We start from the raw sequence: 22,769 nt of genomic DNA on the forward strand, positions 1-22,769 counted from the left end.
GATGAGCCAGATCACCCGCTGCCCCGCCTGTGGCACGACCTTCAAGGTCGTCGCGGACCAGTTGCGCATTTCCGAAGGCTGGGTCCGGTGCGGGCAGTGCAAGGAGGTGTTCGACGCCTCCGCGAATCTCCTGCCGGGGCCGGCGCGGCCTGCGGAGCTGTTGCCGCCCATGGCGTTGCCGGGAAGCGCGCCTGCGCCTGTTCCCGCGCCGGCGGCCGCCGCCCCGGCTGAGTCGGCGCCCGCCCCGGTGTCCGGCCCGGCCGTACCGAGCGTCCCGACGGCCCGGGCGCAGCAGGCAGCGCCGCCGCGTCCCGGGGAGCCGGTGGCCCTGCCCGGATCGGCTCCTGCCGCCGTGCCGGCCTTCCTGTCGGCACGGGCAGCCTCTCCGGAGGCGCATGGCGAGGATCCCGGCTGGAGCCTCGAGCCGCTGTCGCCCATGGCATGGCGCGTGCGCGCGCCGGCCGCGGCACCGCGGGCGGATCCCCTGCCTGCCCAGGCGCCGGCACCTTCTGTACCGCGCGCCGCTGCCGAGGAAGCCGCCAGGGAGCCCGGTCCTGCCGGCGCCATCCTGCCCCATCCCCCGGGTGCATTGCCCGCGCCGCAGGAGTCCGACTCGGGCGGCTACGAACTGCCTTTCGCCGAGCTGCGCGATTCCGGATGGCCCGACGAGGAGGCGCTGGACGCGGAGGACTCCCTGTCGCCGCAAGGCGGCATGCCCCTGCCCGGGCGCATGGAAGCCGCCTCCGAACCCGCCCCCGCGCCGCAGGACGAGGATGAATCGCCGCTGGACGATGCGTCGGAGCAGGCCGTCGCCAGGGAACTGGCGCACGAGGGCATCGATACGGACACCGACCCGGTGGACATCGCCACCCAGGCGATGCCGCTGCCCGAGCCCGCCATGCCTGCCGTGGCGCCACCGTCCCCGCCCTCGGTATGGCGCTCCGCGCGTACACCGGCGCCCAGCCGGGGCACGGAGGACGACGACGATGACGATCCGGACGGGGAGGGTGCTCACGCCTCCAACGAGCCGGGATTCATGCGCGCAGCGCGGCGCAGGGCGTGGTGGCGCAGGCCGGCGGTGCGCATTGCGCTGGGCCTGGCCGGCGTGCTGTTGCTGGGGGCGCTGCTGCTGCAGGTCGGCCTGCAGGAGCGGGACCGGCTGGCCTCGCAGCATCCTGCGCTGCGTCCCCTGCTGCAGGTGCTGTGCGCTCCGCTGCAGTGCCGCATCGCTCCGCCCCGGCGCATTGCCGACGTGGTCATCGACAGCTCTTCCTTCAACAAGGCGCGCGGGGACGGTTTCCTGCTCGCGCTCACCATCCGCAGCCGTGCGGATTTCCCCGTGGCCATGCCGGCGCTGGAGCTGACGCTCACCGACGCGCAGGAGCAGCCCGTCCTGCGGCGCGTGCTGCTGCCGCAGGATCTCTCGGCCCCCGCGGAACTGCCCGCCCATGGCGAGTGGGGCGGCACATGGCCGGTGAACGTGGGCGCGGCCGGCGGTGCGCGCGTGGCGGGCTACCGGTTGCTGGCCTTCTATCCATGAGGCCGGGCCCTGCGCGCATCCGCATGGCTGCGCGGTGTTCGCGCTTCCTTCCGTTTCCGTTCCCTTGATTTTCCATCCCGATTGACAGGATTTCTATGGCTGCCCTGATTTGCGGTTCCCTGGCCTTTGACACCATCATGACCTTCGAGGGTCGCTTCGCCGAGCAGATCCTGCCGGACCAGCTGCACATCCTCAATGTGTCGTTCCTCGTGCCGTCCCTGCGGCGGGACTTCGGCGGCTGCGCGGGCAACATCGCCTACAGCCTCAAGCTGCTGGGCGGCAATCCCGTGCCCATGGCGATGCTGGGCAGCGATGGCGGCGACTACCTGCAGCGCCTGCAGGACCTCGGCATCGATACGCGCCATGTGGGCCGGGTGGACGAGACCTATACCGCGCAGGCGCTCATCATGACCGACCGCGACAACAACCAGATCACGGCCTTCCATCCGGGCGCGATGATGCTCGCGCACCGGTCGCGCATCACCGCCGAGCCCGACCTGCGCCTGGGCATCATCGCGCCGGACGGCCGCGATGCCATGATCGAGCACGCTGCGCAGTTCGAGGCCGCGGGCATCCCGTTCGTGTTCGACCCGGGCCAGGGCCTGCCGATGTTCGGCGGCGAGGAGCTTGCGCGCTTCATCGGCCAGGCGAGCTGGGTGACCGTGAACGACTATGAAGGCCGCATGCTGTGCGAGCGCACGGGCTGGAGCTTCGCGGAGATCTCGCGCAAGGTGCGCGGCCTCGTGGTCACCCTGGGCGCGGACGGCTGCGATGTCTGGGAGGACGGCGTGGCCACGCGCGTGCCGCCCGTGCAGCCGGCCAGCGTGGTGGACCCCACGGGCTGCGGCGACGCATGGCGTGGCGCGCTGCTCTTCGGCCTGGAGCAGGGCTGGCCGCTCGCGCGCTGTGCGGCGCTGGGCAACCGCCTGGGAGCGCTCAAGATCGCGCAGCGCGGGCCGCAGAACTACCAGCTCGATTTCGTGCCGGCCTGAGGCCGCGCAGGCATAAAAAAACCCGGTGCATGCACCGGGTGGGACCAGCCCCGCGGACGGGGCGGCGGGCCGCTGTGGTCGCTCAGGGCTTGGTGCCCGTCGGGAAAGGCCATGCGGCCTGCGGGTTCAGCGTGGTCTGTGCTGCAGGAGCAGGCGCAGGGGCAGAGGCCTTGGAGGCCGCCTTTTTCGGAGCAGCCTTCTTCGGTGCGGCAGCCTTGGTGGTGCCGGTGGCCTTCTTGGCAGGAGCTGCTGCGGCCTTCTTCGCCGGTGCGGCTGCCTTCTTGGCGGGAGCTGCGGCCTTCTTCGCCGGTGCAGCTGCCTTCTTGGCGGGGGCTGCGGCCTTCTTCGCCGGTGCGGCTGCCTTCTTGGCGGGGGCTGCGGCCTTCTTTGCCGGTGCGGCTGCCTTCTTGGCGGGGGCTGCGGCCTTCTTCGCCGGTGCGGCTGCCTTCTTGGCGGGGGCTGCGGCCTTCTTTGCCGGTGCAGCTGCCTTCTTGGCGGGGGCTGCGGCCTTCTTTGCCGGTGCAGCTGCCTTCTTGGCGGGGGCTGCAGCCTTCTTCGCCGGTGCGGCCTTCTTCGTCGTGGCGGCGGCCTTCTTGGCCGATGCCGGTGCTGCGGCGGCCTTCTTCACGGTCGTCGCTGCCTTGGTGGAAGCCGCTTTCTTCGCGGCGGGTGCTGCCTTCTTGGCGGCGGTCGTCTTCTTCGCAGTTGCCATCATTTTCTCCTTGGGTCGATTTGCAAAGAGCGCTCCATGCCTGCATTGGACAGGGAGCGATCCATGGCGATGGGGGCTCTCGGGCACCCACCGCCATGAACGCGGGAACGCCCCGCACGGCAGGGCCCTTGCGGGCTGCCGGTGCGGGGCGTGGAATGAAAATACATGGCCTGGAATTACGGGATCGACTAATCCCAGGACAGTGCGCCGCCGGACTGGTACTCGATGACGCGCGTCTCGAAGAAGTTGCGTTCCTTCTTCAGGTCGATCATCTCGCTCATCCAGGGGAAAGGATTCTCTTCGTTGGGGAAGAGCGCCTCCAGGCCGATCTGCGTGGCGCGCCGGTTGGCGATGTAGCGCAGGTAGCCCTTGAACATGGACGCGTTCATGCCCAGCACGCCGCGGGGCATGGTGTCTTCCGCGTACTGGTACTCCAGCTCGACGGCCTTCATGAACAGGCCCTTGATCTCTTCCTTGAACTCCGCGGTCCAGAGGTGCGGGTTCTCGAGCTTGAGCTGGTTGATCAGGTCGATGCCGAAGTTGCAGTGCATCGACTCGTCGCGCAGGATGTACTGGTACTGCTCGGCGGCGCCGGTCATCTTGTTCTGGCGGCCCAGCGCGAGGATCTGCGTGAAGCCGACGTAGAAGAACAGGCCTTCCATCAGGCAGGCGAACACGATGAGCGACTTCAGCAGGGTCTGGTCGGTCTCGGGCGTGCCGGTCTTGAAGTCGGGGTCCATGATCGCCTCGATGAAGGGGATCAGGAACTCGTCCTTGTTGCGGATCGAATCGACTTCGTTGTAGGCGTTGAAGATCTCGCTCTCGTCGAGGCCGAGCGACTCGACGATGTACTGGTAGGCGTGCGTGTGGATCGCTTCCTCGAAGGCCTGGCGCAGCAGGAACTGGCGGCACTCGGGCGCGGTGATGTGGCGGTACGTGCCCAGCACGATGTTGTTGGCGGCCAGCGAATCGGCGGTGACGAAGAAGCCGAGGTTGCGCTTGACGATGCGGCGCTCGTCCTCGGTCAGGCCGTTCGGGTCCTTCCACAGCGCGATGTCGCGGGTCATGTTGACCTCCTGCGGCATCCAGTGGTTGGCGCAGGTGGCCAGGTACTTTTCCCAGGCCCACTTGTACTTGAAGGGAACGAGCTGGTTGACGTCGGTCTGGCCGTTGATGATGCGCTTGTCGGCGGCATTCACGCGGCGGTGCTGTGCGGGTGTCGCGGCGTTGGAAGTCGAGGCCGCGGCGGGGGATGCGGAGGTGGCCACGGCCTGCAGTGCCGGGCTCTGGAAAGACGCAGGGGGCGCCATGTCGGGACGGTGGCTTTGCAGACCGCCGTCCGGAGTTTTCTGCGATGAGGGCTTGACTTCTTCGTCCCAGTTCAGCATAGGTCTTCCAATGGTCGGATTATGAAAGCAGCGCTGCAAAAATAAAAGCGCCGCAGCGTGGCGCAGAGATGTTTTTGTTGCTTCACAGCACATGCGAGGAAGGTCCCGCGCGGGGACCTTCCTCGCAGCGCGTCACATCACTGGCAGGCTTCGCAGGTGGGGTCGTCGATGGCGCAGAACTTCACGTCGGTCGCGGGCAGCGCGGCGGCCTGCGATTGCGCTGCGGCGGCGGCCGCATCGAGCGCGCCGGGGCGTGCGGCGCCGCTGCCGGCGGCCTGCATCGCGCCGTCGCTGCCCGACGAAACGGCGTTGAGCTGGCGCGTGTTCACGGTGCTCATCTCGACGTGCGTCGCGCTCTGCGTGCGCAGGTAGTACGTGGTCTTGAGGCCGCGCACCCAGGCGAGCTTGTAGGTCTCGTCGAGCTTCTTGCCGGATGCGCCGGCCATGTAGATGTTCAGGCTCTGCGCCTGGTCGATCCACTTCTGGCGGCGCGATGCGGCCTCCACCAGCCACGTGGGCGCCACTTCGAAGGCGGTGGAATACAGCGCCTTCACGTCCTGCGGCACGCGGTCGATCGGGTGCAGCGATCCCTTGAAGTGCTTGAGGTCCATGACCATCACGTCGTCCCACAGGCCCAGGCGCTTGAGGTCGCGCACGAGATAGCCGTTGATGACGGTGAACTCGCCCGACAGGTTCGACTTGACCGACAGGTTGCCGAAGGACGGCTCGATCGAGGCGTCCACGCCGACGATGTTGGAGATGGTGGCCGTGGGGGCGATGGCCACGCAGTTGGAGTTGCGCATGCCGTCGCGGGCGATCTTCTGGCGCAGCGCGTCCCAGTCGAGGGTGGCGGCGCGGTCCACTTCCACGTAGCCGCCGCGGGCCTTCTCCAGCAGGTCGAGCGTGTCGATCGGCAGGATGCCGCGGTCCCAAAGCGAGCCGGGGTAGCTGGAGTACCTGCCGCGTTCCTGGGCGAGTTCGGTGGAGGCCCAGTAGGCGTAGTAGCAGATCGCTTCCATCGAGCAGTCGGCGAATTCCACCGCGGCCTGCGAGGCGTAGGGAATGCGCAGCTCGTACAGGCTGTCCTGGAAGGCCATCAGGCCCAGGCCCACCGGGCGGTGGCGCATGTTGGAGTTGCGAGCCTTCTCGACCGCGTAGTAGTTGATGTCGATCACGTTGTCGAGCATGCGCATGGCCGTGGAGATGGTCTTGCGCAGCTTGGCGTGGTCGAGCTCCTTGCCGTCCGGGCCGTCCTTCAGGTGGCGCACGAGGTTCACCGAGCCGAGGTTGCACACGGCAGTTTCGGCGTCGCTGGTGTTGAGCGTGATCTCGGTGCAGAGGTTGGACGAGTGCACCACGCCGGCGTGCTGCTGGGGCGAGCGCACGTTGCAGGCGTCCTTGAACGTGATCCAGGGGTGGCCGGTCTCGAACAGCATCGTGAGGATCTTGCGCCACAGGTCGGTGGCCTGCACGGTGCGCGAAGGCTTGATCTCGCCGCGCGCGGCCTTCTCTTCATAGGCGACGTAGGCCTTCTCGAAGTCGGCGCCGAACAGGTCGTGCAGGTCCGGCACGGAAGAGGGAGAGAACAGCGTCCAGGTGCCCTTTTCCATCACGCGGCGCATGAACAGGTCGGGGATCCAGTTGGCCGTGTTCATGTCGTGCGTGCGGCGGCGGTCGTCGCCGGTGTTCTTGCGCAGCTCCAGGAACTCCTCGATGTCGAGGTGCCAGGTTTCCAGGTAGGTGCAGACGGCACCCTTGCGCTTGCCGCCCTGGTTCACGGCCACGGCCGTGTCGTTCACCACCTTGAGGAACGGCACCACGCCCTGCGATTCGCCGTTCGTGCCCTTGATGTGGGAGCCGAGCGCGCGCACGCGGGTCCAGTCGTTGCCCAGGCCGCCCGCGAACTTGGAGAGCAGGGCGTTTTCCTTGATGGATTCGTAGATGCCGTCGAGGTCGTCGGGCACCGTGGTCAGGTAGCACGAGGACAGCTGCGAGCGCAGCGTGCCGCTGTTGAAGAGCGTGGGCGTGGACGACATGAAGTCGAACGACGACAGCACCTCGTAGAACTCGATGGCACGGGCCTCGCGGTCGGGCTCGTTCAGCGCCAGGCCCATGGCCACGCGCATGAAGAAGCACTGGGGCAGCTCGATGCGGGTCTTGCGCACGTGCAGGAAGTAGCGGTCGTACAGGGTCTGCAGGCCCAGGTAGTCGAACTGCTGGTCGCGGCCGGCATCGAGCGCGGCGCCCAGGCGGGCCAGGTCGTACTGCAGCAGGCGGGGGTCTAGCAGTTCGTTGTCCACGCCCTTCTGGATGAACTGCGGGAAGTAGGCGGCATAGGCCGGGCCCATGTCGGCGGGCACCACGTCCTGGCCCAGCACCTCGCGCACGATGGTGTGCAGCAGCAGGCGGGCGGTGGCGTAGGTGTAGTCGGGGTCCTTCTCGATCAGCGTGCGCGCGGCCAGGATGGAGGCCTTGTACACCTCGTCCATCGGGACGCCGTCATACAGGTTGCGCAGCGTCTCGGCCACGATGGGTGCGGCGTGCACGTCCTGGCCGAGGTTGGCGCAGGCGGAGTCGATCAGGCCGCGCAGGCGGGCCTCGTCGAGCGGCACGCGCTGGCCGTTGTCGATCACGTGCAGCACCGGCGTGGAGGGCACGGGCTGGCGGTCGTGCTGCTGGTGCGCACGCTCCTGGGTGCGGCGCTCGCGGTAGAGCACGTAGGCGCGGGCGACTTCATGGTGGCCGCCGCGCATGAGGCTCAGTTCCACGTTGTCCTGCACGTCCTCGATGTGGAACGTGCCGCCGCCCGGGCGCGAGCGCATGAGCGCGCGCACCACGGACTGGGTCAGGGTGTCCACCGTCTCGCGCACGCTGGCCGAGGCCGCGCCCTGGGTGCCGTGCACCGCGAGGAAGGCCTTCATCATGGCCACGGCGATCTTCTGCGGCTCGAAAGGCACGACCGCGCCATTGCGGCGGATGATCTGGTAGTGCGAGAGCGGGTGGCCGCCGGCCGCGGGCTCGGTGCCCTGCGCCGCAGGCGTCTGATCGGGTGCGGTCGTGGCGGATGATGGGCTCAGCGCAGGCTGCATACAGGAAACCTCGGTGGATGGGGTGGCAGAAAAGGACGGTGGTGTAGGCGCACACCGCCAGTTGATTGCGTAATGCGGAACGCTATAGGTAGTGGTCAAATGACTACCTGGGCACTACATGTAGTGTATCTCTTGAAATTCGATGCGTGTAGCCACGCGATGTTTCCATGCGTTGGCACGGAAGGGGGAGACCGGTCCTGGAGGCCGCGCCAGACGGTGGTTCCGGAGCGTTCAGCAAGGCCTGGCGCGTGTTGCGGGACCAGAGCGCGGCGCGGACCGGCGCCAGTGCTGGTGGGGCGCAAGGGGAGCGAGTGTCGCGATTTGCCCTCGTCCGCGCCAGCGCTTCGGGAAAACCCTTGCTCGCCGGTCAGGAGGGCTTGACTTGCGGCGGGAAGTCGATGCGCGGGCTGCCCAGCCGGGACTGCAGTTCCCGCCAGTCGAACCCCGGTCCGGGGTCCTGCTTGCGCCCGGGCGCGACATGCTCGTGGCCCGCGACGTGGGCCACGGGATAGCGTTGCGCGATGTCGCGGCACAGCGTGGCGAGCGCCTGGTACTGGGCGGGTTCGAAGGTGTCGCCTTCCAGTCCTTCCAGTTCGATGCCGATCGAGTCGTCGTTGCAGTTGTCCCGGCCCCGGTAGGCGGACGGGCCGGCATGCCATGCGCGGTCGCCGCAGTCCACGAACTGCCACACCCGACCGCTGCGCTCGATGAAGAAGTGGGCCGAGACCTGCAGGCCGCGGATGCCGGCGTAGTAGGGGTGGGCATCCCAGTCCAGCGCATTGGTGAAGAGGCGCTGGACTTCGCCGGTGCCATATTCGCCCGGGGGCAGGCTGATGGAATGCACCACGATGAGATCGATGGCGGCCCGGGTGGGGCGGGGGCCGAAGTTCGGCGAGGGCAGGGCGGTGGCGGGCAGATACCAGCCACCGTTCCAGCGCGGGCCGGCCTCGCCCGGGCCGCTGCCGCCCCGGGCATCGTTCATGGGGTCAGGAGGCTGCATGGTCGTCGGGCGCGTCGTCGTCCTGCGGCGTGGCGATGGCCAGGCGGTCGATGCGGTAGCGGATCTGCCGCAGGCTGATGCCCAGGCGGGCGGCGGTGGCCGTGCGGTTGAACCCGTGCTCGCGCAGGGCGCGCACCAGGATCTCGCGCTCCTGCTGGTCGAGCCAGCCCTGCAGGTCGCTGGGCAGGGGCACGTGGGCCGCGGGGAGCGGGTCCGCGGTGCCGGCCGGCACGCCGGGGGCCTCGGGCGCCGGGGCTGCGGCCGCGGGTGCGTGCGGCGTGCCGGCAGCGGCGTCCGCGGGGCATTCGATGTGGAGTTCGCCGCCGTCGCTCAGCGCCACGGCGCGGTGCAGCAGGTTCTCCAGTTCGCGCACGTTGCCGGTGAGCGGGTGCCGGGCGATGTCCGCCAGGGCCTCGGCGGTCAGCGGCGGCGCGGGCAGGCCGGTCTCCGCGGCGATGCGGTCGAGCAGCGCGGCGCACAGGGCGGGAAGGTCCTCGCGGCGCTCGCGCAGCGGCGGGATCACGACCTCGATCACGTTGAGGCGGTAGTAGAGATCCTGCCGGAAGCGGCCCGCCTGCACGTCGGCGGCGAGATCGCGGTGGGTGGCGCTGACGATCCGCACGTCCACGGTGTCCTCCTGGGTGGACCCCAGGGGGCGCACGCTGCGCTCCTGGATGGCGCGCAGCAGCTTGGCCTGCATGGACAGGGGCAGGTCGCCGATCTCGTCGAGGAACAGCGTGCCCCCGCGGGCGGCCTGGAAGTAGCCGTCCCGGTCCTGGCTGGCGCCGGTGTAGGAGCCCTTGCGCGCGCCGAAGAATTCCGCCTCCAGCAGGTTCTCGGGGATGGCGCCGCAGTTCACGGCCACCAGCGGGCCGTCGGCGCGCTGGCTGCAGCCGTGCAGGGCACGGGCGACGAGTTCCTTGCCGGTGCCCGATTCGCCGCGGATCAGCACGGGAGCCATGCTGCGCGCGACCTTGGCGATGCGCTGCTTGACGTTGCGCATGGCCTCCGAATCGCCCACGAGCGGATCGAGCCCGGACAGGCTGGCGGCCGTGGCAGCTCCCGGCGGGCCGGGCCGCGCGGAGCGGGGCGGCGGCACGCCGCCCGTGCCCTGCACGGCCGAGGCGACCACGGAGCGGAACTGCTTGAGGTCCACCGGCTTGGTGAGGTAGTCGAACGCGCCGGAGCGCAGTGCCTCGACGGCGTTCTCCGCCGAGCCGTAGGCGGTCATCACCACGCAGCGCTCGCGCCGCTTCTGCTGGCGGATCTCCTGCAGCAGTTCCATGCCGAAGCCGTCCGGCAGGCGCATGTCGGTGATGACGGCGTCGAACCGCCGGCTCTGGAGCTGCCGGCGCGCCTCCTCGACGGTCGCCGCCGTCTCCACGCGGTAGCCCTCGCGCAGCAGCGTGAGTTCGTAGAGCGTGCGCAGGTCGGGCTCGTCATCGACGACCAGGATGGTGGCGGCGGGGGCATTCATGGCGGAGCGGGCAGGCAGTGTCAGACGACGATTGTGTCAAACAGCGTGGACGACGGCCCGCCCGGCCTCGCGGCGCGGCGGAAGGCCACCGTGAACGCGTTGCCGCCGATAGCCCCGCGCTCCAGCACCCGCGTGAGCCGCTGGTAGCCGACGGAGGCGCCATGGCGCTGGCAGAGTTCGCGGCAGATATAGAGGCCCAGGCCGCTGGAGCGGCTCTCGGACGAGAAGAAGGGCTCGAACAGGTGGCGCTCCACGGTCTTGTCCAGCGGAGCGCCATCGCTCCAGACCTGCAGGTGTGCCTGGCCCCCGGCATTGGTGTAGGTGGAGATGCACAGCGAGTCCGGCTCGGCGCCCATGTAGCGCAGGGCGTTGTCCAGCAGGTTCACCAGCACGCGCCGCAGGTGGTCGGCGTCGAATTCCACCTGCGTGCCCGCCGCATGCAGCGACAGCTGGGCGCGGCGGCTGTGCGGGCTGTGCGACTGCCAGTCCCGGCAGACCTGGGCCACCGAGTCGTCCAGCGGCAGCGTGCCGGCAGGCGCATGGTCGATCTGGTGCTGCACGCGTGCGATGTCCAGCACCTCTTCCGCGATGCGGGCGAGCCGGTCGGCATTCTGCTGCACCATGTGGGCGAGCCGCCGGTGGGCCGGGTCGGACAGGTCTTCCTCCAGCAGCGCGTTGGCCTGCACGATGGCGGCCAGCGGATTGCGGATCTCGTGGGCCACGGCGGCGGACATGCGCCCCATGGCGGCGAGCTTCTCGGTGCGCAGGCGCGCCTCCATCTCGCGCAGGTCGTGCAGGAACATGACGCACATCTGCGCACCGCCGGTGTCGAGCGCGATCAGGGGCGAGGCCGTGAGCCAGGTCCGCACGTGCAGCGCGAGCGGGCTCTGGCCCGGCTGCAGGATGTCCACATCGGCGCCCTGCGGCTGCGCCAGGCGGAAGGTCTGCCGGGCCATGTCGAGCAGGGGGCCCCAGGACGGCGAGCTCGTGAGAGGGAACGGCGGTGCAGGCTGGGGCGATTCGCCGAGCAGCAGCAGGGCGGCCGGGTTGGCGAGGCGGACGGTGTCGCGGCCGTCCACCACGATCACGCCGTCGGAGAGGTGGTCGATCACGAGCGCGCTCACCTGTTCCTGCAGCTTCGCGGCGAGCTGGCCTTCCAGCGCCAGCTGCTGCTCGCGGTGCAGGCGCGTGGCCAGCTGGTGGACGAGGTAGGCGACGATGAAGTAGCCGGTGCCCGTCAGCGCGGCCTGGAAATAGCGCTGCGTCGATTCGGCCGTGCCCGCGCCGCCCAGCCACCAGGTCCAGGCCAGCAGCAGCAGGGTGGCGGCCGCGGTCGTGCCCAGCGCCAGGGTGAGGGTGCCCAGCACGCCCGCCATGAGGATGGGCAGGCCGAACAGGGGCGTGTAGTTCATCGCGCCCGACTGCAGCATCTGCAGGCTGGCGATCAGCGCCAGGTCCACCCCGATGGTGGGCAACCAGCGGATGCCGGCCTGCGGCGGGGGCGGCTTCTCGCCCGAGATGGCCAGCGTCATGACCGCCGCCAGCAGGTAGAGGGTGCACAGGCCCGTGAGAGCCGGGCCGGCGCCCTGGTTGAAGGCGAAGCCCAGGGCCTGCAGCAGCAGCAGGGCCACGGCCACCACCACGCGGCCGGCGAGGAAGCTGGTCCACAGGCGCGCGAAGGGCGGATCCGCCACGGGCACCTGCAGGGTGGAGTGGGACCACTGGGACACGTTGCGGCCCTAGCGGGGGCCCAGGCGCTGGTGCTCCGGGCCGCAGTAGGTGTGCCCGCCGTGCGCGATCGCCTGCGAGGCCGGCACGTGCACGCCGCAGTGGGCGCACGGCACCATGTCCTGCGGCTTCGCCAGGCGGGCGCGGGCCTCGGCGCTGGCCACCTGGCCGCGCCGCGCGCCGCCGCGCCACAGCCAGAAGGCGACGGCCAGCACGAGCAGCAGCACGAGGTATTTCACACCGAGCGCCCCAGCACCACTTCGAGCACGAAGCGCGATCCCACGTACGCCAGCAGCAGCAGGCCGGCCCCGGCGTAGAGCACGCGCACCGCGATGCGGCCGCGCCAGCCGAACCGGGAGCGCCCGATGAGCAGCACGGCGAAGGTGAGCCACGAGAGCACGGAGAACACGGCCTTGTGGTCCCAGTTCCAGGCACGGCCGTAGAGCGTTTCGCCGAACAGCAGGCCCGCCGCGAGCGTGGCGGTGAGCAGGACGAAGCCGGCCACGACGAAGCGGAAGGTGAGCCGCTCCAGCGTGAGCAGCGGCACCCCGCTGCGCGGGTCCGCCGCCTGGCGGATGCGGCGCTCGGCGCGGGTCATGAGCCAGGCGTGCACGACGGCCGCGGCGAAGAGTCCGTAGGAGGCGATGCCCAGGGCGAGGTGCAGCGGCAGCCAGGCCGAGGCGTTGACGTGCAGCGGCTGCCCGGGGAACACCAGGGCCAGCAGCACGGCCGCGGCGCCCAGGGCGGCGAGCATCCAGCGCGTGCGCATCTGCGGGAAGACCTGGTGCTCGATCGCATAGACGGTGAGCACCAGCCAGGCCGTCATCGAGAGCGCGGGTGCGAAGCCGAAGCGGGGCGTGTCGCCCAGCAGGCTCCAGGCCAGCACCGCGGCGTGCAGCACCCAGGCCACCCAGAGCGCGGCGCGGCCGCGTTCCGCGCCGATGCGGGCGGCCGCCAGGGCCGGTACCGCGTAGGCCAGCGCCGCGCCCAGGGAGAGCAGCCAGTGGGCGGAGGAGACGCTGGGTAAAATCATGGGCCCACAGTTTAGCCCGCCGCTGCCCAGGCGGCCCGGCCCGGATGCAGCGTCCGGCCCGCCCAACCGGAATACGTCCCATGGCATCCGCCCTCACCGAAAAACTCTCCCGGCTCGTCAAGGAGATGCGCGGCCAGGCCCGCATCACCGAATCCAACGTGCAGGACATGCTGCGCGAGGTGCGCATGGCGCTGCTGGAGGCCGACGTGGCCCTGCCGGTGGTGCGCGACTTCATCGCGCGCGTGAAGGAAAAGGCCCTGGGCCAGGAAGTGCTGGGCTCGCTCAAGCCCGGGCAGACGCTGGTCTCCATCGTGAACCGCGAGCTGGCCGCGACCATGGGCGAGGGCGTGTCGGACATCAACCTCGCCGCCCAGCCGCCGGCCGTGATCCTGATGGCGGGCCTGCAGGGCGCCGGCAAGACGACGACCACGGCCAAGCTCGCCAAGCACCTGATCGAGAAACGCAAGAAGAAGGTGCTCACCGTCTCCGGAGACGTGTACCGCCCGGCGGCCATCGAGCAGCTCAAGACGGTGACCAGGCAGGCGGGCGCCGAATGGTTCCCCAGCACGCCCGACCAGAAGCCCCTGGACATCGCGCGCGCCGCGATCGACCACGCCCGCCGCCACTATTTCGACGTGCTGCTGGTCGATACGGCCGGCCGCCTCGCGATCGACGAGGCGCTCATGAACGAGATCAAGGAGCTGCACGCGGCGCTGAACCCGGTCGAGACGCTGTTCGTGGTCGATGCCATGCAGGGCCAGGATGCGGTCAACACCGCCAAGGCGTTCAAGGAGGCGCTGCCGCTCACCGGCATCGTGCTGACCAAGCTCGACGGCGACTCCCGCGGCGGCGCGGCTCTGTCCGTGCGGCAGGTGACGGGCGCGCCCATCAAGTTCGCCGGCGTGTCCGAGAAGATCGACGGCCTGGAAGTGTTCGACGCCGAACGCCATGCAGGCCGCGTGCTGGGCATGGGCGACATCGTGGCCCTGGTGGAGCAGGTGAGCGCGGGCGTCGATCTGGAGGCAGCGCAGAAGCTGGCCGCCAAGGTCAAGAGCGGCGACGGCTTCGACCTGAACGACTTCCTCGGCCAGCTGCAGCAGATGAAGCAGATGGGCGGCATCTCCAGCCTCATGGACAAGCTGCCCTCCGAACTGATGGCCAAGGCTGGCCAGGTGGACATGAACAAGGCCGAGAAGGACATCCGCCGCAAGGAAGGCATCATCCAGAGCATGACGCCCCAGGAGCGCCGCAAGCCCGAGATCATCAAGGCCACGCGCAAGAAGCGCATCGCGGCCGGGGCGGGCGTGCAGGTGCAGGAGGTGAACCGCCTGCTCAACGAGTTCGACCAGATGCAGGGCATGATGAAGAAGATGAAGGGCGGCGGCCTCATGAAGATGATGAAGAAGATGGGCGGCATGAAGGGCTTCGGCGGGGGCGGCATGCCCAAGCTGCCGTTCTGATCCTTTCCACGTCGTCTTTCTTCTTCACTCTCGATCCAGGCCCTGCCCCGCAGGGCCTTTTCTTTGGCCGCGGCCCTGCCGGCCGTCCATGAAAAAAGCCGGCCCAGGGGGCCGGCTTGAAAGTGCGCGCCGTGCGCGCACGAGGGGCAATCGGTGCCTCAGGCCGCCTTGAGCAGCGGCGCGGGCTGGCGCAGCGGGCCGCCGTTCTTCAGCTGGGTGGCGTGCATCCAGGCGCGGCGCAGCACGGGCGGCGACCAGGCCTCTTCGGGGATCAGCAGCAGGCGCTGGGCGCGCAGGGTGCGGCCGAGGGCGATCTGGCTGGACAGCACCACCAGGGGAATGGCCATCACCAGCGGCAGGCCCACGGGCATCAGCCAGACCAGCGCGGTGGGGTCGATCAGCGCCACGCCCACGCCCAGCAGGGCGATCACGAGGCTCATCGGGGCCAGTTGGCGCAGGGCGTCCTTCCAGGGCACGGCATTGGCTTCGCGGGGGGGCGACTTCCAGTCGAGCTTGAGGCCGGTCAGGGCGACGATCACGAAGAGCGAATGGCCGAGCATGCGGATGGGCGCCTGCAGGATGGCCATGGCGCTTTCCAGCGCGGCGCTCTTGAACACGCTGGCCGTGCCGCCGTACTGCTTCTGCTCGCCCTTCATGAGGATGGCGGCCACGCCCAGCACGCGGGGCAGGAACAGCATGCACAGCGTCCACGCCCACAGGGCCATCAGTTCGCCGGGCAGCACGTTCCAGTCGGCCACGAGGCGGGCGCCGGACAGCCACAGCACGGTGCCGAAGGTGATGAAGGCCAGCCACAGGGGGGCCGAGAGGTAGGCCATGGCGCCGGTCACGAACATGGCGCGGTGCACGGGGTGGATGCCGGGCTCGGCCATCAGGCGGGCGTTCTGCAGGTTGCCCTGGCACCAGCGGCGGTCGCGCTGCAGTTCGGACAGCAGGTCCGGCGGCTGCTGTTCATAGCTGCCCACCAGGTCGGAGACCAGCCATACGTGGTAGCCGGCGCGGCGCATCAGCGCGGCCTCGACGAAGTCGTGGCTCATGATGCCGCCGCTCATGCCGCCCGTGCCCTTGATGGGGGCCAGGGCGCAGTGGTCCATGAAGGGCTTCACGCGGATGATGGCGTTGTGGCCCCAGTAGTGGGATTCGCCGAGCTGCCAGAACTGCATGCCCAGCGTGAACAGCCGGCCGGTGACGCGCGAGGCGAACTGCTGGGCACGGGCGTGCAGCGTGACGTGGCCGATGGCCTGCGTGGCGGTCTGGATGATGCCGGCGCGCGGATGGGCTTCCATGAGCTTGGCCATGGAGACGATGCAGTCGCCGCTCATCACGCTGTCGGCGTCGAGGACCACCATGTACTTGTAGTCCTTGCCCCAGCGGCGGCAGAAATCGGCCACGTTGCCGGCCTTGCGGTGGCTGCGGCGGGTGCGCAGGCGGTAGTACACCTCGACCTGCGGCTGGTTGGCGTTGGCGGCCAGCACGGCACGCAGTTCTTCCCAGGCGGCGCGCTCGGCGGCGGCGATCTCGGGGTCATAGCTGTCGGAGAGCACGAAGACGTCGAAGGTCTTCGCATGGCCCGTGGCGGCCACCGATTCGCAGGTGGCGCGCAGGCCCGCGAACACCGTCGCCACATCCTCGTTGCAGATGGGCATGATGATCGCGGTGCGGGCGTCGGGGCTCAGCACGTCGTTGCGGACGCTTTTCGCCGACAGGGCGTGGCGGTCGCCGCGCAGCATCACCCAGAAGCCCATCATGGCCGTGAGGAAGCCGGTCACCACCCAGGTGGAGAGCAGGGCGAAGAGGGCGAGCTGGCCGTATTCGAGCCAGGCGCTGTCATAGCTGGGCTGCACGCCGGCAAAGAGCGTCGTGGCCAGGGCGCTGGTGGCGAGGGCCAGCAGCAGGAAGATGTTGCGGCGCTGGCGGGCGGCGCGCTCCCAGGGCTCCTGCGGCGCGGCGGGGGCTGTCGCGGCGGAGGCCTTGCGGCCGTTGAGGCGCATCAGCACGGCGGTGCCGATGCTGTTCCAGAAGCCGCGCCAGGGCAGCGGCGCCATGGAGCCGCGGTGCACGGGCGGTGCGGTGAGCGAATTGGGATGGCGGTCTTCGCGCAGCGTGCTGCGCGACGACTCCACCGGTCGGGGGTAGCGTGCGCCACGGCGCGCCACCACGGCGGGAGCGGGCGTGCCCGCGGTGTTGCGGGGGGCGGCTTCCGGTCGGGAGGATAGGGATTCCATGGTTGTGCTCACTCGGTTGTGGTGTTCCAGGAAGACAGGTGCGTAACCCTCTCGCGAACGCGTTGCGGCCGATGTCGGCGCAGCGCTGGAGGGGGAGTAGGCCTGTGGCATGCGAGCAATAGGGCAAACCCTGTGCCAGCCTGGAAAAATCCTTGTGAATCAAGGACTTGTGAGCACGAAAGCGTGTAAGTAGTTGTGCGGAGGGCCTGGATGGCCCCAAAACCCCGGTTTTTGTCGCAAACCAGCGACCATGGATGCCGGTGAAAAGCAGAAATCCTTTGAAATCAACGACTTATTCTTGTCGCTCTTCGGCGACATCGTCTGGCGGGGCCCCGTCGCTCTTGAACTGGCCCGGCGTCAGCGCGTGCTTCTGCAGCAGGCGGTAGAACTCGGTCCGGTTGCGCTGCGCCAGCCGCGCGGCATCGGCGACGTTGCCGTCGGTCATCTTCAGCAGGTCCACCAGGTATTCGCGCTCGAAGCGCTGGCGGGCCTCGGTGAAGCTCAGCACCTGCACGGTGGGCGTGCGCAGCGCGCGCTGCACGAGGCCCAGCGGCACCAGGGGCGTGGTGGAGAGCGCGCAGGCCTGCTCCACCACGTTGTAGAGCTGGCGCACGTTGCCGGGCCAGGGCGCTGCCGTGAGCGCCTTGAGCGCCTCCGGCGAAAAGCCCGACAGGCGCTTGTCGTACTTGCGCGCCAGCTGGTCGAGGAAATGGTTGGCCAGCAGTGGGATGTCCTCGCGGCGGTCGGCCAGGGTGGGCAGCGTCAGCGTGACCACGTTGAGGCGGTAGTAGAGGTCCTCGCGGAACTGGCCCGTGGCCATGGCGGCCTCCAGGTCGCGGTGCGTGGCGGAGACGATGCGCACGTTCACCGGCGTGGCCTGGCTCGCGCCGACGGGGCGCACGGCGCGCTCCTGCAGCACGCGCAGCAGCTTGACCTGCAGCGCGGGCGGCATGTCGCCGATTTCGTCGAGCAGCAGCGTGCCGCCGTCGGCTGCCTGGAAGAGGCCCTTGTGGTTGCTGTGCGCGTCGGTGAAGGCTCCCTTCATGTGGCCGAACAGTTCGGACTCCAGCAGGGCCTCGGGGATGGCGCCGCAGTTCACGGCCACGAAGGGCCGCGCCGCGCGCGGGCTGGCCCGGTGGATGGCGCGCGCGAGCAGCTCCTTGCCGGTGCCGCTGTCGCCCAGCAGCAGCACGCTGGCGTCCGACTGCGCCACCATGCGGGCCTCGGCGAGCAGGTCGGCCATGCGGTTGGAGCGGCTCACGATCTCGGCGCGCCAGGTGCTGTCGGCCTGGGGCGTGCGGGTGGCGGGCGCGCTCAGCGCCAGGGCCTGCGCGATCTTGTCGAGCAGGTCCTTGGCCTCGTAGGGCTTGGTGAGATAGGTGAACACGCCGCGGGCCGTGGCCTCGACCGCGTCGGGAATGGTGCCGTGCGCGGTGAGCAGGATCACGGGCAGCGAGGGATGGCGCGAGCGCACCTCGTCGAACAGGGCCAGGCCGTCACGGCCGGGCAGGCGCACGTCGCTCAGCACGAGCTGCGGGCGGCTGGTCTCCAGCTGGGCGAGCGCGGCTTCGGCGGAGGGGACGGCCGTGATTTCGTAGCCGGCCGCGTTGAGCCGCAGCGACAGCAGCCGCAGCATGTCGGCGTCGTCGTCCACCACGAGGATGCGTGGACGGGGCGCGGAGGGTTTCGTCGGGGGCGTGGCGGGCATGCTCGGGGCCGGTTCAGCGGGGGGATTCGGTCGGTGCGGGGTGCGCGGCCCTGCCGTTGCCCGGGGCTCCGGGGCGGGCGTTGAGGCTGCGTTCGATGGCGCGCATGGCCTCCAGGCGCTCGTTCAGCTGGTCGATGCGCCGCTGCCCCTCCTTGAGCTGCTGGGACTGGCGGTCCAGCTGGTCTTCCAGCCGGCGCTGCTGCAGCAGGCGGTTCTCGAGCAGGCGCGCCAGCGGCTGCAGCGACGCTGCGGCCGGCCGGTTGTCGGACAGCAGTTTCTGCACCAGCCCCAGCGAGCGCGCGGTGTCGGCCGGCTGGCGCGTCTGCAGCAGGACCAGGGCCAGCTGGAACGACTTCTCCGGCGGGCTGCCGGCACTGGCCTGCGCGTCCGACAGGCGGGCGATCTCGGCCATGAGTTCGGGCGGCGGCAGGCTGCGGACGCGGTCGGCGTACAGCAGCATCTGGCGTGGCAGCGAAGCGGCAGGACGGGCGGACTCGGCGGAGGCGGCCGGAGCACTGCCGTCCGTGGACGGCATGCCGGCGGCATCCGCCCCGGGCTTGTCCGCCTCTTCCGCGGGCACGGGAGAGGGTTCCGGCACGGCGGCGGGAATGGCCGGCACCGGCTCGGCCGGCGCAGGCTCGGGCACGGCGGCGCAGCCGGCCAGCAGTGCCAGTGCGGTCGCCATTGCCAGATGCGCCAGATGCGTCAGGTGCGCCCCTGCGGGGCGCGGGGCGCCGGGACGGGGGCGTGCGCCATGGCGCGGCAGCGGATGATCAGGAAGCATGGGGCAGTTCGATGCGGAAGGGTGTACGTTCGCCGTCCTCGACGAGGCTCACGCGCCCGCCATGGGCGGCGACGTACTCCTGGACGATGGACAGGCCGATGCCGGTGCCACGCGCGGCGTCTTCCGGCTGCCGCACCCCCCGGTAGAAAGGCTCGAAGATGCGTGCCCGGTCATTTTCATGCACGCCGGGGCCTTCGTCGGCCACATCGATGCGGATACGGTCTTCGAAACGTATGAGTTGAATCAGAATCCTGCTGCCCGGGGGCGAGAAACGGATCGCGTTGGAGAGCAGGTTGCCCACGGCCGAGGCGATCTTCTCGGCGTCCACCGGCAGCGTGACGGGCTTGCCCTCGACCACCACGTCGAGCTTGCGGGCCTGCCACTGCAGGCGCTGGGTCTCGACCTGGGCCTCGATCAGCGCGAGCAGGTCGGTGGGCGCGCGGTGCAGCTGGCGGGCCTCGAAGGCCGCGGCGTTGAAGCGCAGCAGGGCCTCGATCTCGCTTTGCAGCACCAGGGTGTTCTGGTGCAGGATGTCCACCACCTCGCGCTGGCCCGCGCCCAGTTCGCCGGTCACGCCGTCCTGCAGCAGGGCGACGCCCTCGCGCATGGAGGCCAGGGGGGTCTTGAGTTCGTGCGAGATGTGCCGCAGGAACCGGGCCTTGTCGGCGTCCAGTTCCAGCAGCCGCACGCGCAGCCACTCGAGCTGCTGGCCCACGCGGCGGATGTCCACCGGGCCGGGGATCTCCACCGACTGGGCGAGTTCGTTTTCCCCCAGCAGGCGGATGGCGTGCTCCAGGCGCTTGAAGGGCCGGGCGAGCCAGATGCCCAGGGCCAGCGCGAGCGCGAGGGCCAGCACGATCACCCCGACCACCTGGTGGGTCACCTCGCGGCGGCTGGCTTCGATTTTTTCCTGCAGTTCGGTGCTGCGGCGGGTGTTGATGTCCTGCACCGACTGGGCGATGGCGCCGTTCACGCCATCCAGTTCCAGGAACAGCCCGGCCACGGCGCGCTCGTTGTCCAGCGAGAGGGCGGGAGGGCCGTCGAGCAGTGCGGTGACCTGGGCGAGGTGCGCGCGCCACTGTGCGGCGAGTTCGTGCGGCAGGCCCTTGGTTTCCAGGCGCTGCAGGATCTCGTGCGCCTCGCGCGAGATGTCGTCGAACCGGCGGCGCAGCGAGCGGTCGGCCAGCACCAGCGATTGCCGGGCAGCGCGCTCCAGTGTCTGGCCGCGGGCGTTCAGGCTCTGGGCCGCGGCGTTGAGCTGGATGGCTTCGGCCGCGCCGTTGCGGCTCTGGACCATGAGTTGCTCCAGCGTGAAGATGGCGCGCAGCGAACTGGCGCCCTGCAGCCCGGCGATGAGCAGGAAGGCCAGCAGCAGCATCTGCTGGAACGACAGCCCCCCGAGGGCGGCGACGCCCTGCTGGCGGCGGAAGAGGCGCGCGGCGAAGCCCATGCGGCCCTCTTCTTTCAATGCGCGGCCAGCGCGCCGTGGTCCGCCGTGACCACTTCGCCCCGCAGCGTGTAGGCCTTGGCCTCGGTGATGGTGACATCGACCATCTGCCCGACGAGCCGCGGGTGGCCCGCGAAGTTGACCACGCGGTTGCATTCGGTGCGGCCCATGAGCTCGCTGCCGTCGCGCCTGGACGCGCCTTCCACCAGGATGCGCTGCACGGTGCCCACGCGGCTTTCGCTGATCGACTTGATGTTGGCGTTGATGACGGCCTGCAGTTCCTGCAGGCGGCGCAGCTTGACCTCGTGCGGCGTGTCGTCGTGTAGGCTGGCGGCGGGCGTGCCGGGGCGCGGGCTGAAGATGAAGCTGAAGCTGTTGTCGAAGTGGATGTCGTCGATGAGCTTCATCATCTTGCCGAAATCCTCTTCGGTCTCGCCGGGGAAGCCCACGATGAAATCGCTGCTCATGGCCAGGTCGGGCCGGATGGCGCGCAGCTTGCGGATGGTGCTCTTGTATTCCATGGCCGTGTAGCCGCGCTTCATGGCCATCAGGATGCGGTCGGAGCCGTGCTGCACGGGCAGGTGCAGGTGGCTGACCAGCTTGGGGATGCGCGCGTAGGCGTCGATCAGGCGCGGCGTGAATTCGTTGGGGTGGCTGGTGGTGAACCGGATGCGCTCGATGCCCGGGATGTCGGCCACGTATTCCAGCAGCAGGGCGAAGTCGGCCACCTCGGCCGTGCCGCCCATCTTGCCCAGGTAGGCGTTCACGTTCTGGCCGAGCAGGGTCACTTCCTTCACGCCCTGGTCGGCCAGGCCCGCCACTTCGACCAGCACGTCGTCGAAGGGGCGGCTGACTTCCTCGCCGCGCGTGTAGGGCACCACGCAGTAGCTGCAGTACTTGCTGCAGCCTTCCATGATGGAGACGAAGGCGCTCGCGCCCTCGACGCGCGCCGGAGGCAGGTGGTCGAACTTCTCGATCTCGGGAAAGCTGATGTCCACCTGCGGGCGGGCCAGGGCCTCGCGCTGCGCCAGCAGCTCGGGCAGGCGGTGCAGGGTCTGGGGGCCGAAGACCACATCGACGTAGGGCGCGCGCTTGATGATTTCGTCGCCCTCCTGGCTGGCCACGCAGCCGCCCACGCCGATCTTCACGCCGCGGGCCTTCAGGTGCTTGAAGCGGCCCAGGTCGCTGAAGACCTTTTCCTGCGCCTTCTCGCGCACGGAGCAGGTATTGAACAGGATCAGGTCGGCCTCTTCGGCGTTCTGCGTGGGCTCGTAGCCCTGGGCGGCATGCAGCACGTCCACCATCTTGTCGGAGTCGTACTCGTTCATCTGGCAGCCGAAGGTTTTGACGAAGACTTTTTTGGCCATGGCGGGAAATTCCGGAAAAGGGGAGTGGCGGCGCCGTGCGGGCGCCGGGTGCGGGCCGCGCGAGGGCGGCCGGGGCATCGGGACGAGGGGGCGTGGTCGCGGGGACGGCCCGCGCCCTCAGCTGCCGGAGCCGAACAGCGAATCGAAGAAAGAGCCGCCGCCGCTGCCCTTGCGGGGCACGGCGGCCTCCGCCTTGGTCAGGATCCACACGGTGTGCAGCAGGCCCGTGGCGGGTTCGATCGTGTAGTTGACGGTGAACGACTGGCCGATCACCGAGTGGGCCATCACCAGCGTGTTCTGCGGGCTGAAGATGCGCAGGCCGGGCGCCATGCGCACGGTGCTGCCATTGAGCTGGGCCTCGGCTGTGCTGAGCACCACCAGGGTGCCGCGCTGGGCGGCCTCGGGGAAGTTGCGCACGCCACCCATGCCGGGCTGCACCTGCTGCGCGGCGGCCGGAAGGGCCATGAAGGCCGGGGCGGCCGCGCCGAGGGCCAGGAGCAGGGCGGCCGCGCGGGTACCGGGGCGCAAAAGGATGGGAGTCGTGGGGGGCTTGCAGCGGGTCATGGTGTTCATCCAGGGGCTGAAGCGCGGAATTCTACGGCCGGGCCCCTTGCGGGCATTCCGGGCGCGCGAGTGGGGATGCAGGAAGTTGTTGTGCGGGCGGAAAAAAGCGCTATACTTGAGGGCTCAGGCGCTTTAGCTCAGTCGGTTAGAGCGATGGAATCATAATCCACAGGTCCGCGGTTCGAATCCGTGAAGCGCCACCAGATGCGAAAAGCCTTGCAGGTCACGAGCCTGCAA

The 22,769-nt window shown here is 69.6% G+C and carries 17 protein-coding genes and 1 tRNA gene; 4 read left to right on the plus strand and 14 right to left on the minus strand.

Features of this window, described 5'->3' with window-relative positions; translation table 11 throughout:
* Position 1: 1 nt before the first annotated feature.
* Together ACGHC0_RS04145 and ACGHC0_RS04150 are read left to right on the plus strand one after the other, a co-directional pair.
* Entirely contained in the window at positions 2-1,540 is a 1,539-nt protein-coding gene (locus ACGHC0_RS04145) for a DUF3426 domain-containing protein (protein ID WP_415267511.1), read from the plus strand.
* Between the two features lie 95 nt (positions 1,541-1,635).
* On the plus strand, positions 1,636-2,532 hold the full coding sequence (locus ACGHC0_RS04150) for a carbohydrate kinase family protein (RefSeq protein WP_368354108.1): 897 nt from the start codon (positions 1,636-1,638) through the stop codon (positions 2,530-2,532).
* 82 nt (positions 2,533-2,614) lie between these two features.
* Here the strand turns inward: ACGHC0_RS04150 and ACGHC0_RS04155 are convergent, their stop codons facing one another.
* The 8 genes from ACGHC0_RS04155 to ACGHC0_RS04190 all read right to left on the minus strand — a co-directional run bounded on the left by ACGHC0_RS04155 (position 2,615) and on the right by ACGHC0_RS04190 (position 12,959).
* Positions 2,615-3,244, minus strand: coding sequence for a histone (locus ACGHC0_RS04155; RefSeq protein WP_368354109.1), 630 nt, complete (start codon positions 3,242-3,244; stop codon positions 2,615-2,617).
* A gap of 188 nt (positions 3,245-3,432) precedes the next feature.
* Positions 3,433-4,632, minus strand: coding sequence for a ribonucleotide-diphosphate reductase subunit beta (locus ACGHC0_RS04160; RefSeq protein ID WP_368354110.1), 1,200 nt, complete (start codon positions 4,630-4,632; stop codon positions 3,433-3,435).
* Between the two features lie 137 nt (positions 4,633-4,769).
* Positions 4,770-7,721, minus strand: a complete 2,952-nt coding sequence (locus ACGHC0_RS04165; RefSeq protein ID WP_415267512.1) for a ribonucleoside-diphosphate reductase subunit alpha — start codon at positions 7,719-7,721, stop codon at positions 4,770-4,772.
* A gap of 367 nt (positions 7,722-8,088) precedes the next feature.
* The gene (gene ampD, locus ACGHC0_RS04170) at positions 8,089-8,721 is read right to left on the minus strand and encodes a 1,6-anhydro-N-acetylmuramyl-L-alanine amidase AmpD (RefSeq protein WP_368354112.1); all 633 of its coding nucleotides are present in this window, start codon (positions 8,719-8,721) and stop codon (positions 8,089-8,091) included.
* Positions 8,708-10,198 (minus strand): sigma-54-dependent transcriptional regulator, encoded by a 1,491-nt coding sequence (locus ACGHC0_RS04175; RefSeq protein WP_415267513.1) that lies wholly within the window; start codon positions 10,196-10,198, stop codon positions 8,708-8,710. Before ACGHC0_RS04175 ends, ampD begins: the two co-directional genes overlap by 14 nt.
* Before the next feature lie 20 nt (positions 10,199-10,218).
* Positions 10,219-11,928, minus strand: a complete 1,710-nt coding sequence (locus tag ACGHC0_RS04180) for a sensor histidine kinase (RefSeq protein WP_415267514.1) — start codon at positions 11,926-11,928, stop codon at positions 10,219-10,221.
* Between the two features lie 9 nt (positions 11,929-11,937).
* Entirely contained in the window at positions 11,938-12,165 is a 228-nt protein-coding gene (locus ACGHC0_RS04185) for a PP0621 family protein (protein WP_415267515.1), read from the minus strand.
* Positions 12,162-12,959 (minus strand): cytochrome C assembly family protein, encoded by a 798-nt coding sequence (locus tag ACGHC0_RS04190; RefSeq protein ID WP_415267516.1) that lies wholly within the window; start codon positions 12,957-12,959, stop codon positions 12,162-12,164. The genes ACGHC0_RS04185 and ACGHC0_RS04190 overlap by 4 nt, the downstream gene beginning before the upstream one ends.
* A gap of 80 nt (positions 12,960-13,039) precedes the next feature.
* Here ACGHC0_RS04190 and ffh point away from each other — a divergent pair, with 80 nt between their 5' ends.
* Positions 13,040-14,419 (plus strand): signal recognition particle protein, encoded by a 1,380-nt coding sequence (ffh, locus tag ACGHC0_RS04195; RefSeq protein WP_208942073.1) that lies wholly within the window; start codon positions 13,040-13,042, stop codon positions 14,417-14,419.
* Between the two features lie 158 nt (positions 14,420-14,577).
* Here ffh and mdoH read toward each other — a convergent pair whose 3' ends face one another.
* The 6 genes from mdoH to ACGHC0_RS04225 form a co-directional block, all read right to left on the minus strand.
* Positions 14,578-16,662 (minus strand): glucans biosynthesis glucosyltransferase MdoH, encoded by a 2,085-nt coding sequence (gene mdoH, locus ACGHC0_RS04200; protein WP_415267517.1) that lies wholly within the window; start codon positions 16,660-16,662, stop codon positions 14,578-14,580.
* Between the two features lie 292 nt (positions 16,663-16,954).
* On the minus strand, positions 16,955-18,370 hold the full coding sequence (locus ACGHC0_RS04205; protein WP_368354118.1) for a sigma 54-interacting transcriptional regulator: 1,416 nt from the start codon (positions 18,368-18,370) through the stop codon (positions 16,955-16,957).
* Positions 18,371-18,383: 13 nt separating this feature from the next.
* Entirely contained in the window at positions 18,384-19,154 is a 771-nt protein-coding gene (locus ACGHC0_RS04210) for a hypothetical protein (protein ID WP_405045319.1), read from the minus strand.
* On the minus strand, positions 19,144-20,604 hold the full coding sequence (locus tag ACGHC0_RS04215; protein WP_415267518.1) for a sensor histidine kinase: 1,461 nt from the start codon (positions 20,602-20,604) through the stop codon (positions 19,144-19,146). The genes ACGHC0_RS04210 and ACGHC0_RS04215 overlap by 11 nt, the downstream gene beginning before the upstream one ends.
* A gap of 14 nt (positions 20,605-20,618) precedes the next feature.
* On the minus strand, positions 20,619-21,968 hold the full coding sequence (gene miaB, locus ACGHC0_RS04220; RefSeq protein WP_368354121.1) for a tRNA (N6-isopentenyl adenosine(37)-C2)-methylthiotransferase MiaB: 1,350 nt from the start codon (positions 21,966-21,968) through the stop codon (positions 20,619-20,621).
* 117 nt (positions 21,969-22,085) lie between these two features.
* Positions 22,086-22,532: a hypothetical protein gene (locus ACGHC0_RS04225; RefSeq protein WP_415267519.1), complete on the minus strand. Its 447-nt coding sequence runs from the start codon at positions 22,530-22,532 to the stop codon at positions 22,086-22,088.
* A 126-nt stretch (positions 22,533-22,658) separates the two neighbouring features.
* Between ACGHC0_RS04225 and ACGHC0_RS04230 the strand changes: the two genes are divergently transcribed.
* A tRNA-Met gene (locus ACGHC0_RS04230) sits at positions 22,659-22,735 on the plus strand.
* Positions 22,736-22,769: the final 34 nt, after the last annotated feature.

The organism is Acidovorax sacchari, from assembly GCF_042847045.1.
Lineage (GTDB): Bacteria > Pseudomonadota > Gammaproteobacteria > Burkholderiales > Burkholderiaceae_C > Paracidovorax > Paracidovorax sacchari.

Coding starts and splice junctions, on each gene's coding strand:
- ampD (WP_368354112.1), bottom strand. CDS start 8,721: ATGCAGCCTCCTGACCCCATGAACGATGCCCGGGGCGGCAGCGGCCCG.
- ACGHC0_RS04155 (WP_368354109.1), bottom strand. CDS start 3,244: ATGGCAACTGCGAAGAAGACGACCGCCGCCAAGAAGGCAGCACCCGCC.
- ffh (WP_208942073.1), top strand. CDS start 13,040: ATGGCATCCGCCCTCACCGAAAAACTCTCCCGGCTCGTCAAGGAGATG.
- ACGHC0_RS04205 (WP_368354118.1), bottom strand. CDS start 18,370: ATGCCCGCCACGCCCCCGACGAAACCCTCCGCGCCCCGTCCACGCATC.
- ACGHC0_RS04150 (WP_368354108.1), top strand. CDS start 1,636: ATGGCTGCCCTGATTTGCGGTTCCCTGGCCTTTGACACCATCATGACC.
- ACGHC0_RS04160 (WP_368354110.1), bottom strand. CDS start 4,632: ATGCTGAACTGGGACGAAGAAGTCAAGCCCTCATCGCAGAAAACTCCG.
- mdoH (WP_415267517.1), bottom strand. CDS start 16,662: ATGGAATCCCTATCCTCCCGACCGGAAGCCGCCCCCCGCAACACCGCG.
- ACGHC0_RS04190 (WP_415267516.1), bottom strand. CDS start 12,959: ATGATTTTACCCAGCGTCTCCTCCGCCCACTGGCTGCTCTCCCTGGGC.
- ACGHC0_RS04145 (WP_415267511.1), top strand. CDS start 2: ATGAGCCAGATCACCCGCTGCCCCGCCTGTGGCACGACCTTCAAGGTC.
- ACGHC0_RS04215 (WP_415267518.1), bottom strand. CDS start 20,604: ATGGGCTTCGCCGCGCGCCTCTTCCGCCGCCAGCAGGGCGTCGCCGCC.
- ACGHC0_RS04175 (WP_415267513.1), bottom strand. CDS start 10,198: ATGAATGCCCCCGCCGCCACCATCCTGGTCGTCGATGACGAGCCCGAC.
- ACGHC0_RS04210 (WP_405045319.1), bottom strand. CDS start 19,154: ATGCTTCCTGATCATCCGCTGCCGCGCCATGGCGCACGCCCCCGTCCC.
- miaB (WP_368354121.1), bottom strand. CDS start 21,968: ATGGCCAAAAAAGTCTTCGTCAAAACCTTCGGCTGCCAGATGAACGAG.
- ACGHC0_RS04225 (WP_415267519.1), bottom strand. CDS start 22,532: ATGACCCGCTGCAAGCCCCCCACGACTCCCATCCTTTTGCGCCCCGGT.
- ACGHC0_RS04165 (WP_415267512.1), bottom strand. CDS start 7,721: ATGCAGCCTGCGCTGAGCCCATCATCCGCCACGACCGCACCCGATCAG.